Raw genomic sequence first — 11,256 nt, 5'->3', positions numbered from 1 at the left:
AAACCCCAGACCGGCGAGAGCATCCGGATCGCCGCCAGCCGCGTTCCCGCCTTCCGCCCCGGCAAGGGCTTCAAGGATCAGGTCAACGGCGGCTGATCAGGCCGCGGCGGCCGGCGTACGCCCGCCGGCCGCCTCACCCGCCTCCCCCGGGCCCATGGGCCCACGGAACCGGCGCAGCCGCAGGGAGTTGGTGAGCACCAGCACACTGGAGAGGCTCATCGCGCCCGCGGCGAGCATCGGGTTGAGCAGGAAGCCGCTCACCGGCCAGAGCACCCCCGCAGCCACCGGGATCAGCGCGACGTTGTAGCCGTAGGCCCAGGCGAAGTTCATCAGGATGGTCCGCCGGGTCGCCCGCGAGAGCGCCACGGCATTGACGATCCCGTCCAGCGATCCCCGCATCAGGACCACATCGCCGGCCTCGATGGCCACGTCCGTCCCCGTTCCCACGGCAATACCGGCATCCGCCTGGGCCAGCGCCGGGGCGTCGTTGATGCCGTCGCCCACGAACAGGACACGCCGGCCCTCGCCCTGCAGGCGCCGGATCTCGTCCGCCTTCTGCGCCGGCAGCACCTCGGCGACCACCCGGTCGATCCCCAGCTCCCCAGCGATGGCCTCCGCGGTGGTACGGGTATCACCGGTAAGCATCGCCACCGTGAGCCCGCGCTCGCGCAGCGCTGAAACGACGGTCGCCGCCTCCGGCTTGACCGGATCGGCCACGCCGAGCACCGCGACCAGCTGACCGTCCTCGACGACGTAGAGCGGGGTGCGACCCCGGGCCGCCAGCGTCGAGGCGATTTCCCGGCCATCACCCGCCGCCACATCGAGGCGTTCGAGGTAGCGCTCGGCGCCGACCGCGATGTCGTGACCGTCCACCCGGGCGCGCACACCGTAGCCGGCCTCCGCCTCGAAGCCCTCGGCGCGCGTCGGCTCCAGACCGCGGTCCCGGGCCGCGGCGACGACGGCCTCGCCCACCGGGTGTTCGCTCAGGGCCTCGACCGCGGCGACACGGGCAAGCACCGTCGCCTCGTCGCCGGCGAGCACGCGCACGTCGGTGACCGCCGGCCGCCCCCGGGTCAGGGTCCCGGTCTTGTCCATGACCACGGTATCCGCCTTCGCCAGGCCCTCCAGTGCCGCCCCGCGGCGGAAGAGCACGCCCATGCGCGCGCCCCGGCCGGTACCGACCATGATCGCCGTGGGCGTGGCCAGTCCCATGGCGCAGGGGCAGGCGATGAGCAGCACGCTCACCGCGGTGACGAAGGCGTAGGACAGCGCCGGCTCGGGCCCGGCCGCCAGCCAGACGACGAAGGTGATCACCGCCGCGGCCAGCACCAGGGGCACGAACACCCCCGCGATCCGGTCAGCCAGACGCTGTATCGGCGGCTTCTCGGCCTGCGCGGCCTCCACCATGCGGATGATCTGGGAGAGCACCGTGTCACCGCCGACGCGGCTGACCCGCATCACCAGCCCGCCCTGGCCGTTGACGGTACCGCCCATGAGCTCGGCACCCGCCTCCTTCGCCACAGGCTCGGGCTCGCCGGAGAGCATGGACTCGTCCACCCAGGAGCGACCCTCGATCACGGATCCGTCCAGCGGCACCCGCTCCCCAGGGCGCACCACCACCTCGGCCCCGACGCTCACCTCGGAGACATCGACCTCCCGGGTATCGTCGCCGTCACGGACCCGCGCGGTGGGGGTCTGCAGTGCAAGCAGCCCGCGGATCGCCTCCGAGGTCCGCCCGCGGGCGACATGCTCGAGCAGCCGGCCGACGAGGATCAGGGTGACGATCACACCGGCGGCCTCGAAGTAGGTCTGCGCCGTGCCCTCGGGGAATATCCAGGGCGCCACCAGCGCCAGGAACGAATAGCCCCAGGCGGCGCTGGCCCCGAGCATCACGAGGCTGTCCATGCCCGGCGCGGCATGGCGCAGCTCCGCCACGCCGCCGCGGAAGAACCGCGCACCGGCCCAGAAGAGCACGGGCGAGGCCAGCACCAGCTCGAGCCACATCCATGCCCGCTCGGGCATCACCGACTGCATCCACGAACCGATCCCGGGCAGCATCTTGCCCATGCCGATGATCACCAGCGGCACCGTGAACGCTGCCGCGAACGCCACCGAGCGCTTCAGCCGCGTCAGCTCCGGGTCGGCACGGTCTCCCTGCGAGGGCGCCCCCTCGTCCGCATCGCGGCTGGCCGTGTAGCCAGCCCGGTCCACCGCGGCGATGACCTCGCGGTCGAGATCGGCGCGGGGGATGACGTTCAACCGCGCGTTGCCCAGGGTCAGATTGACGCTGGCCTCGAGCACGCCCGGCACGGCGGCGAGCGCACGCTCCACGCGGCGCACGCAGCCGGCACACGTCATGCCCTCGATGGTGAACGTCCGCTCCTCGGTGGCGACGTCGTAGCCGGCGTCCCGGACCGCGGCAACCGCGTCCGCCACCGCCGGGTCCCCGTCGAAGGCCACCCGGGCGTTACCGGTGGTGAGATTCACGCTGGCCTCGCTGACGCCGGAGACGCCGCCGAGGGATTTCTCGACGCGGGAGACACAGCCCGCGCAGGTCATCCCCTCCACGGGGATATCGACAGTGGTGCTCATGGTCGGCTCACCGGTACTTCAGGACGTCCATCAGCTCCTCGACGATACGGTCGGTATCGCCGCGCTCATGGGCGGTGGTGACGTGGTTGCGCAGATGGCTGCGGAGAACGAGATCCCCGACCTTGCCGAGGGCGCCCTCCACCGCCTTGATCTGCTTGAGCACGTCGACACAGTAGATCTCGTCGCGCTCGAGCATGCGGGCGATACCATCGACATGCCCGCGCAGGGACAGCAGACGGCGACGGGCGTCCTCGCGGACCCCGTCGTCGAGCTGCAGTCCGCAGTGCGTCTCGGCCTCGCTCATGACGACGGCGCCGTCACGTCGTAACCGGCCTCGCGCACAGCGTCGGCCACTGCCCCGGCCTCCGGCTCGCCGCTCACCACCAGGGCACCGCTCGCCGCATCCACCCGGGTGACCGACTCCACCCCGGGCACGGCCTCGACCGCTTCGCGAACCGCCTTCTCGCAATGACCGCAGGACATACCCTCAACCTGGAACTCCATCGTTCACCTCCTGGCCTCAATCCCTCCCCCGGTGGGAGGGGTATATGTCGCTCAGAGCATAACGCCGCACCCTTCGGCACACAAGGTCCGCTCGACCGCGCACGGGGAATGACGCACCATTGCCACCGGGCCCCGCCCGCAGGGGACGCCATCATGAGAGACCGCCATGGACCAGGGAACGGACCGGCCCGACACCATCTACATCTGCCTGTCGCAGCTGACGGACAGCCAACACCTCGCGGCGGCACTGCGCGCGCACGGCCACCACGCCCGCGCGTTCGCCAGCGCGGCCGTGCTCCGGACCGCAGTAGCCCACCGCCCGCCGGCCGTTATCGTCGCGGCCGTGGACCCTCCCGCCGGCGAGGACGGCCCACCATGGCGGACAACCCGAGACCCCGGCGCCACCACGCTCATCCTCGCCGTCCCGGATGCGGGTGTCGGCAGCTATCGCCGCGCCCTCGATGCCGGGGCCGACGCGGTGGTGCCACAGCCCGTCGCCCCGGGCCCGCTGCGGCGGGTCCTCGCCGGGCTGGGCGACACCGGGGAACCGGGGCGGACCGCGCTGATCGGCACCGCCGCCTCCATTCCGGATGCGCTTGCGACAGACGGCCTCGCCGTCACCACCTTCGAGCCGGACGACGACGCCCTGCTGCTGAGGCTGGAGCGATGGCGGCCGGACGCCGTGATCGTCGACGCCGAGCTCACGACCACGCTGGTTCCGGCCATCCGCCAGCGTCCGTCGCTGACGGCACCGGTACTTGCGACCCTGCACGCCGGTGACCCGCCGCGGTGCCCGCCCCCCGGTGTCGACCTGGCTCTGGGGCCCGGCCACGAGGCCGTACTCGCCCCCCTCCTCCGTCGTCGGATCCAGGCCAACCGCCGCCGGATCACCAACGCCTGCATGCTTGAACACAGCGACCCGGCCACCGGCCTGATGCGCGGAGACGCCCTGCTCGCCGAGGTCGCCACGGCCACCGCAACGGCCGACCGCGTCCCCTCCACCGTGCTGCACATCGCGCTCACCACCGACGGCGACACGCCGGCCGAGGAGGAAGCGGCGATCATCACCGCCGCCGACGCCATGAACACTGCGGTGCCGCCGCTGGGCCCTCTCGCCCGGCTCGGGCACGACCGCTTCGCGTTTCTCGCACGGGGCGTCCCCGCCGGCGCCTGCGGCGACCTCGCGGCCCGCCTCGCCGACGCCGCCGAGGGCGCGGCGCCAACCGTATCGGCGCAGGTCGATGCCCGCGGAGTGACGCCGGCGTCGGATCCGGAGGGCCTTCTAAGCGCCTCCGGCCCGCTCCCCCAACCGGGGGGCCACAGGAGCAGCGGCGAGTGGCGCAGGCGCATCGAGAGCGCCTTGAATGCCGAGCGTCTGGCCACGCGCAGCGCGGCACTGACGCGTCTCGACGGCGGTACGAGCCACCTCGCCCGGGTACACCCGCGTATCCTCGACGAGGCCGGATCGCCCCTGCCGCCGGGGGACTACGGTCCCGCCATCGCCGGCTCCCGGCTGGCGATGCGGCTGGACCGCGAGGTCCTGGAGTGCGTCCTCGACGGGCTGGCCGCATCCGCCGATATCGCGGCGGTCATCGTGCCGCTCGGGGTCGGCACGCTCGCCGATCCGGCCTACCCCGGGTGGCTGCGCGGGCGCTGCGACCATCACGGCGTCGCCCAGGGGGCTGTCATCCCGGAAGTGGCCGCCGCCGAAATCGCCACCCCGGCCCTCGCCGCGAACATTCCGGACCCACTGGCGGTCTCCGGCGTCGCGGACGCCGCACGCCTCGCGGAGATCGCCGCGGCGCTGCCGCTGGCCTTCATCCGGCTGCATGAGGCACTGCTCGCCAGTGACGGCTCCGTCCTCGACGACACCGCCCTGCGCGCCATTACCGGGCACGCCCGCGCTCATGATGTCGCGGTTATCGCGCCCCCGGTCGCCCGCGCCGGCACGCTCGCTTCGCTCTGGGCCGCCGGCGTGAACCTGGTCGAGGAGGACACGCATTAGTGCCGACCCGTTCCCATTTTGCCGCGAAAACCTGCGGCAAACGGGCACCGGGCCCCGGCGGGGCTGGTTACAGTCGACGGGACGATCGGGTATAGTCGCCCCATAAGGGGAGTCGGCAACAGGCGCGACGGGGCGGCCAACCCCGGGGCATTTCGCGCCGTATTCCATCAGGCAAGTGGTGACAGCCTATGGCAACGGCCAATCCGTCGGTGAAGCTCGGGGGACTCGCGGGGCGGCTCGTTCGCGACGGTCTGCTTGAAACCGAGCAGGCTCAGCAAGCGCTCGCCGCGGCCCAGCAGGCTGAACAGCCCTTCGTTACCTACCTTACCGAACAGCGCATGGTCGCGCCGCTGCGCATAGCGGCGGCGGGGTCGGACGAGTTCGGCCTGCCGGTGATGGATCTGGACGCCATCGACCTCAGCCAGACGGCCGTATCCCTGGTGCGCGAGCGCCTTATCCGCCATCACCGGGCGCTGCCGCTGGTGCACCGGGGCAAGCGCCTCTACGTCGCCGTCTCCGACCCCACCAACCTGCGCGCCCTGGACGAATTCAAGTTCCACACCGGGCTGATTACCGAGCCCGTTCTGGTCGAGGACGACAAGCTCGGCGCCGCGATCGAGAACGCACTCAACGACGCCGGCGACGCCCTCGCCGACCTCGACCTGGACGAGGACCTGGAGAACCTCCAGGTCTCCAGCGGCGAGGAGGAGGAGAACCAGGACGCCGGTGCCGCCACGCCGGACACCGACGACGCGCCGGTGGTGCGCTTCATCAACAAGGTCCTGCTGGACGCGATCAACCGCGGTGCCTCCGACATCCATTTCGAACCCTACGAGCGCGAGTACCGGGTCCGCTTCCGCCAGGACGGCATTCTCCACAACGTCGCGAGCCCGCCGAGCGCCCTTGCACCGCGCCTCGCCGCGCGACTCAAGGTGATGTCGCGCATGGACATCGCCGAGCGCCGCGTCCCGCAGGACGGACGCATCAAGATGAACCTTTCGCGCCGCAGGGCCATCGACTTCCGTGTCAGCTCGCTGCCAACGATCTACGGTGAGAAGATCGTGCTGCGCATCCTCGACCCAAGCTCGGCGCAGATGGGCATCGACCAGCTCGGCTACGAGCCGGAGCAGAAAGAGCACTTCCTCGACTACATCCACAAGCCCTACGGCATGGTGCTCGTGACCGGCCCCACGGGCTCCGGCAAGACGGTCTCGCTCTATACCGCACTGAACATCCTCAACACCACGGACCGCAACATCTGCACCGTGGAGGACCCGGTCGAGATCAACGTCGGCGGCATCAACCAGGTCAACATAAACCCCAAGGCCGGGCTGCACTTCGCCGGTGCGCTGCGCTCGTTCCTGCGCCAGGACCCGGACGTAATCATGGTCGGCGAGATCCGCGACCTGGAAACCGCGGAGATCGCGATCAAGGCGGCCCAGACCGGCCACCTGGTCCTCTCGACGCTGCACACCAACGATGCGCCGCAGACGCTCACGCGTCTCGCCAACATGGGCGTGCCGGGCTACAACATCGCCTCGTCGGTGAACCTCATCATCGCCCAACGCCTGGCGCGGCGACTGTGCAGCCAGTGCAAGCAGCCCCAGGAAATCCCGCGGGAGGCGCTGCTCGAGGAAGGGTTCCGCGAGGACGAGATCGACGACCTCGTCCTCTACGGCCCCCAGGGATGCGATCAGTGCGCGGCCGGCTACAAGGGGCGGGTGGGCGTCTACCAGGTCATGCCCGTATCAGAGCGAATGGGACAGATCATCATGGAGGGTGGTAACGCAATGCAGCTGCAGGAACAGGCCGAGCGCGAAGGCGTCAAGGACCTGCGCACCTCGGGGCTGGACAAGGTCCGCGAGGGCGTCACCAGCCTGGAGGAGATCAACCGGGTCACGGTGGACTAGGCCATGGCGACCAAGGCGCTCAAGCTCAACAGCTTCAACTGGGAAGGGGTCGACCGCAACGGCCGCAAGGTCAAGGGCGACTCCCGCGCCGAGAGCGCGACCAGCCTTCGCGCGACCCTGCGCAAGCAGGGAATCGCGGCACAGCGGATCCGGCGCAAGTCCTCCATCGCCGAGCTCATGGAGGGACAGCGGCGCAAGCGCATCCGTTCCGGCGACATCGCGATACTCATGCGCCAGATGGCGACGATGCTGGACTCCGGCGTCCCCATCGTGCAGGCGCTGGATATCATCGGCCGCGGGCACGAGAACCCGAACATGCAGCAGCTCGTGCTCGGCATCAAGGAAGACGTCGAGTCCGGCACACCGCTGTCCGACTCGCTGCGCAAGCACCCGATGTACTTCGACGAGCTCGTCTGCAACCTCATCGAGGCCGGCGAGCAGGCCGGTGTGCTCGACACGCTCCTCGACAAGATCGCCTCCTACAAGGAGAAGACCGAGTCGATCAAGCGCAAGATCCGCAAGGCGCTGTTCTACCCGGCGGCGGTCGTGTGCGTGGCCATCGGCGTGACCGCGATCCTGCTCATCTACGTGGTGCCGCAGTTCGAGTCGCTGTTCCGGGGCTTCGGCGCCGACCTGCCCGCGTTCACCCGCATGGTCATCGACCTGTCGGACTTCACGCGGGAGAACTGGCTGTTCATCCTCATCGCCCTGGTGGCAGCGGTGATCGCGGCAGTACAGTCGTACAAACGATCACCGAAATTCCAGCACTTCCTGGATAGGGTGGTACTACGCATACCGGTGATCGGCCCGATCCTCCACAAGGCGGCGATCGCGCGATTCGCGCGTACGCTCTCGACCATGTTTGCGGCCGGCGTGCCCCTGGTGGACGCCCTGGAGTCAGTAGCCGGCGCCACGGGCAACTCCGTGTACGGCAACCTCGTGCTGCGCATGCGCGAGGAGGTCGCCCAGGGCCAGCAGCTGCAGTGGGCGGCGGATCAGACCAAGATGTTCCCGCACATGGTGGTACAGATGATCGCCATCGGCGAGGAGGCCGGCTCCCTCGACACCATGCTCGGCAAGGTCGCCGAGTTCTACGAGGAGGAGGTGGACGCGGCCATCGACAGCCTCTCCAGCCTCCTGGAGCCGTTCATCATGGTCATCCTCGGCGTGCTGGTGGGCGGGCTGGTCATCGCCATGTACCTGCCCATCTTCAAGCTCGGCCAGGTGATCTGAGCGCCCATGCCGGCCCTAGAGTTCCTGGCCGCCAGTCCCGGCCTCCAGGGCGCGCTCGTCGTGCTGGTGGGGCTTGCCGTGGGCAGCTTCCTCAACGTCGTCACCCTGCGGGTGCCACGAATGCTGGAGGCGGACTGGGCTGCCCAGTGCGCCGAGCTGCGCGGTGAGACGCCACCCGGGCGCGAGCCCTTCAACCTCATGCGGCCGGGCTCGCACTGCCCCGCCTGCGGCGCCCCGATTCTTGCCCGCGACAACATCCCGGTCCTGGGCTGGCTGCTGTTGCGCGGCCGCTGCCGTGACTGCGGCACGCGCATCTCCCCGCGTTACCCGATCGTGGAGGGCGCCACCGCCGTGCTCTCGCTGGTCACCTGGTGGCAGCTCGGCTGGACCGCCGCCGGAGCGGCCGGGTTGGTGCTGACCTGGTGGCTGATCGTGCTCACGGTCATCGACCTGGATCATTTCCTCCTGCCGGACAACCTGACCCTCCCGGGGCTCTGGCTCGGGCTGCTGCTTGCGCTGGTACCGGTATTCGTGGGACCGGCGACGGCGATCGCCGGTGCCGCCGCGGGCTATCTGGTGCTCTGGGCGGTGTATCACGCCTTCCGTCTGATCACCGGCAAGGAGGGCATGGGCTACGGCGACTTCAAGCTCCTCGCCCTCCTCGGCGCCTGGCTCGGCTGGCAGATGCTGCCCCTGGTCATCATCGTCTCATCGTTCGTGGGCGCCGCGGTGGGCATCGCACTCATCGCCGGCCTCGGCCGCCACCGCGATCAGCCCATTCCGTTCGGGCCGTACCTCGCGGCGGCCGGCTGGGTTGCCCTGCTGTGGGGCGATACCCTTATCGACGCCTACCTGCAGTTCGCCGGGATCACCTAGTGTTCGTGGTCGGACTCACCGGCGGCATCGCCAGCGGCAAGTCGACGGTGGCCCGCCTGTTCGCCGGACACGGCGCCGACGTCATCGACACCGACACCGTCGCCCGCGAGGTGGTGCTCCCGGGCTCCGAGGGGCTGACGGCCGTCGTGGACGCCTTCGGCGGGGACGTCCTCGCCGGCGACGGCAGCCTCGACCGCCGCGCCCTGCGTGCCCTCATATTCGACGACGAGACCGCACGGCGGCGCCTGGAATCGATCCTGCACCCGCGTATCGAGGCGGCGGTGCACGAGCGCATCGCGGCGAGCCCGGGGCCGTATGTCGTGCTGGTGGTGCCGCTGCTGGTGGAGTCCGGCTGGCACGAGTGGGTCGATCGCGTTGCGGTGGTGGATGTGGAGGAGACACACCAGATCGAGCGCCTCGGCCGGCGCGACGACCACACCCCCGAGCAGGCCCGTGCCGCACTCGCGGCCCAGACCTCGCGCGCCCACCGGCTCGCCCACGCCGACGACGTAATCGACAACCGCGGACCGCCGGAAGCGCTCCGCGACGCCGTGGACGCCCTCCACCAGCGCTACCTCGCCCTCGCCGCCGGCACCCGGTAAGCCTCACGGTGACGCCGCGCGGCGACGGGTTGGTCGCGGCTCGCCCGCTGCGTCACAATAGGCCACTCGTTTCTGCAGGATCGTCCACCATGAGTGAAACCTCCTCGTCGCGCATCATCTACGAACACCCGCTCAACGAACGGGTGCGCACCCTGTTGCGCCTGGAGTTCCTCTTCGACCAGGGCCGCTTCGGGATGACGGGGGACACGGAGTGGCACAGCCGGCTCGCGGTGGGCACGCTGGTGGACATCGTCGCCCTGCTCTCCCGCGGCGATCTGCGCTCGGAGATCCAGAAGGAGCTCGAGCAGATGGTGAACTCGCTGGAGGCGCTGGAGAAGCGCCCCGGCGTCGACCCCTCGCTGCTCGCACCGGTTCTGGACGAATGCCGCGACCTCGCCCAGCGTCTGCGTGCGGCAGCGCCGGGCATACCGGCCATCGTCCGCGACAACGAGTTCCTGGCGGCGGTGGCGCAGCGCTCCGGGATCATGGGCGGGACCTGCGCCTTCGATCTGCCGGGCTATCACCTGTGGCTGAACCAGTCCCCCGAGCGGCGCCGCGAAGACCTGGAGAGCTGGTACGACGGCTTCGGGATCCTTCACGAGGCGACCCGGCGGATCCTCTCCCTGCTGCGCGACAGCGCCGACCCGGTGACCCTCGAGGCGGAGGGGGGCAGCTACCAGCGCACCCTCGAGCGGGGCTCCCCCTACCAGCTGCTGCGGGTCGCCCTGCCCGCGGAGGCGCCGTACTTCCCGGAGATCAGCGGGAACAAGCACTTCTGCACGGTTCGCTTCATGGTCCAGGGCGGCGCCACCGAGCGTCCCCAGCAGACCGACGAGAACGTACCTTTCCGGCTGGAGCTATGCGCGATCTGACCGCCGACAGGCCCGGGGACGGCAGCCCGGCCACGGTTCAATGCCCCAACTGCGGGTCCCGCGTGGAGTGGTCGGCGCGATCGCCGCACCGCCCCTTCTGCAGTGAGCGCTGCCGGCTCATTGATCTCGGTGCCTGGGTGGAGGGCGAGCGCTACATCCCCGGCGAGCCATCGCTGGACGCCTGGAGCCCCGGCGAGGGCGAGGACGTCGACGACTGACGGCGCCCGCGCAGGCCCCCGCACCTACCAGAGCCCGCGGATGCCCGCGATGCCCTGCGCCCGGGCGGCCAGCGCCTCCGGCAGGTCGTCCGCACCCATCCCGCCCAGCGCATACACCGGGCGCGGGAATGCCGCGATCCAGTCCTCGAAACGATGCCAGCCGAGAGGGCGGGTCTCGGGGTGGGACGGCGTGGCGTGTACCGGTGAGAGCACGACGAAGTCCGCGTCCACCCCCAGGGCCCGATCGAGCTCGTCCGGGTCGTGGCAGGAGGCGGCCACCAGCATATCCGCAGGCAGCGGCCGGGCGTCCAGCGAGCGTAGGCGCGCGGAGGTCAGGTGGACACCGTCGGCCCCCGCCGTCCGCGCCGCGTCCGGCCCGCCGTTGACCAGAAGCCGGGCGCCCGCGGCGTGGCAACGCCGGATCGCCTCCCCCAGCAGTGCCGC

At 70.5% G+C, this 11,256-nt stretch carries 12 protein-coding genes; 8 read left to right on the top strand and 4 right to left on the bottom strand.

All coding sequences use genetic code 11. The features are described 5' to 3' along the window. A partial coding sequence (locus G7A99_RS25345) for an HU family DNA-binding protein (RefSeq protein WP_240466191.1) occupies positions 1–96 on the top strand: 96 nt, incomplete at its 5' end. Here the strand turns inward: G7A99_RS25345 and G7A99_RS08610 are convergent. The 3 genes from G7A99_RS08610 to G7A99_RS08600 are packed head-to-tail and all read right to left on the bottom strand — an operon-like array spanning position 97 to position 3,096. Then, positions 97–2,592, bottom strand: a complete 2,496-nt coding sequence (locus G7A99_RS08610) for a heavy metal translocating P-type ATPase (RefSeq protein WP_163139551.1) — start codon at positions 2,590–2,592, stop codon at positions 97–99. Positions 2,593–2,599: 7 nt separating this feature from the next. Further along, positions 2,600–2,896, bottom strand: a complete 297-nt coding sequence (locus tag G7A99_RS08605; protein ID WP_018717311.1) for a metal-sensitive transcriptional regulator — start codon at positions 2,894–2,896, stop codon at positions 2,600–2,602. Further along, positions 2,893–3,096 (bottom strand): heavy-metal-associated domain-containing protein, encoded by a 204-nt coding sequence (locus tag G7A99_RS08600; RefSeq protein WP_018717310.1) that lies wholly within the window; start codon positions 3,094–3,096, stop codon positions 2,893–2,895. The genes G7A99_RS08605 and G7A99_RS08600 overlap by 4 nt, the downstream gene beginning before the upstream one ends. A 166-nt stretch (positions 3,097–3,262) precedes the next feature. On the opposite strand from G7A99_RS08600, the gene G7A99_RS08595 reads away from it, so the two are divergent. The 7 genes from G7A99_RS08595 (at position 3,263) to yacG (ending at position 10,812) form a co-directional block, all read left to right on the top strand. After that, entirely contained in the window at positions 3,263–5,101 is a 1,839-nt protein-coding gene (locus G7A99_RS08595; protein ID WP_163139549.1) for an EAL domain-containing protein, read from the top strand. Between the two features lie 188 nt (positions 5,102–5,289). Further along, a complete protein-coding gene (gene pilB / locus G7A99_RS08590) occupies positions 5,290–7,011 on the top strand; it encodes a type IV-A pilus assembly ATPase PilB (protein ID WP_163139547.1) in 1,722 nt (573 codons plus the stop codon). Between the two features lie 3 nt (positions 7,012–7,014). Beyond that, positions 7,015–8,244 (top strand): type II secretion system F family protein, encoded by a 1,230-nt coding sequence (locus G7A99_RS08585; protein ID WP_163139545.1) that lies wholly within the window; start codon positions 7,015–7,017, stop codon positions 8,242–8,244. 6 nt (positions 8,245–8,250) lie between these two features. Continuing rightward, on the top strand, positions 8,251–9,120 hold the full coding sequence (locus G7A99_RS08580) for an A24 family peptidase (protein ID WP_163139544.1): 870 nt from the start codon (positions 8,251–8,253) through the stop codon (positions 9,118–9,120). After that, positions 9,120–9,722: a dephospho-CoA kinase gene (gene coaE, locus G7A99_RS08575; protein ID WP_163139542.1), complete on the top strand. Its 603-nt coding sequence runs from the start codon at positions 9,120–9,122 to the stop codon at positions 9,720–9,722. The genes G7A99_RS08580 and coaE overlap by 1 nt, the downstream gene beginning before the upstream one ends. A gap of 89 nt (positions 9,723–9,811) precedes the next feature. Further along, positions 9,812–10,594: a cell division protein ZapD gene (zapD, locus tag G7A99_RS08570; protein ID WP_163139540.1), complete on the top strand. Its 783-nt coding sequence runs from the start codon at positions 9,812–9,814 to the stop codon at positions 10,592–10,594. Next, positions 10,582–10,812 (top strand): DNA gyrase inhibitor YacG, encoded by a 231-nt coding sequence (yacG, locus tag G7A99_RS08565; protein WP_163139538.1) that lies wholly within the window; start codon positions 10,582–10,584, stop codon positions 10,810–10,812. The genes zapD and yacG overlap by 13 nt, the downstream gene beginning before the upstream one ends. 24 nt (positions 10,813–10,836) lie before the next feature. Here the strand turns inward: yacG and G7A99_RS08560 are convergent. Continuing rightward, positions 10,837–11,256: thiamine phosphate synthase (locus G7A99_RS08560; RefSeq protein WP_205599776.1), on the bottom strand; the 420-nt coding region annotated here is incomplete at its 5' end.

The sequence above is a fragment of the Arhodomonas sp. KWT genome (assembly GCF_010993615.1).
The sequence above is the reverse complement of the archived record's forward strand: the minus strand, read 5'-3'. Positions and strand labels throughout refer to the sequence as shown.

Excerpts from the sequence above, each read along its gene's own strand:
- G7A99_RS08605 (WP_018717311.1), bottom strand. The coding sequence starts at position 2,896 with ATGAGCGAGGCCGAGACGCACTGCGGACTGCAGCTCGACGACGGGGTC.
- yacG (WP_163139538.1), top strand. The coding sequence starts at position 10,582 with ATGCGCGATCTGACCGCCGACAGGCCCGGGGACGGCAGCCCGGCCACG.
- zapD (WP_163139540.1), top strand. The coding sequence starts at position 9,812 with ATGAGTGAAACCTCCTCGTCGCGCATCATCTACGAACACCCGCTCAAC.
- pilB (WP_163139547.1), top strand. The coding sequence starts at position 5,290 with ATGGCAACGGCCAATCCGTCGGTGAAGCTCGGGGGACTCGCGGGGCGG.
- G7A99_RS08580 (WP_163139544.1), top strand. The coding sequence starts at position 8,251 with ATGCCGGCCCTAGAGTTCCTGGCCGCCAGTCCCGGCCTCCAGGGCGCG.
- G7A99_RS08600 (WP_018717310.1), bottom strand. The coding sequence starts at position 3,096 with ATGGAGTTCCAGGTTGAGGGTATGTCCTGCGGTCATTGCGAGAAGGCG.
- G7A99_RS08610 (WP_163139551.1), bottom strand. The coding sequence starts at position 2,592 with ATGAGCACCACTGTCGATATCCCCGTGGAGGGGATGACCTGCGCGGGC.
- G7A99_RS08595 (WP_163139549.1), top strand. The coding sequence starts at position 3,263 with ATGGACCAGGGAACGGACCGGCCCGACACCATCTACATCTGCCTGTCG.
- G7A99_RS08585 (WP_163139545.1), top strand. The coding sequence starts at position 7,015 with ATGGCGACCAAGGCGCTCAAGCTCAACAGCTTCAACTGGGAAGGGGTC.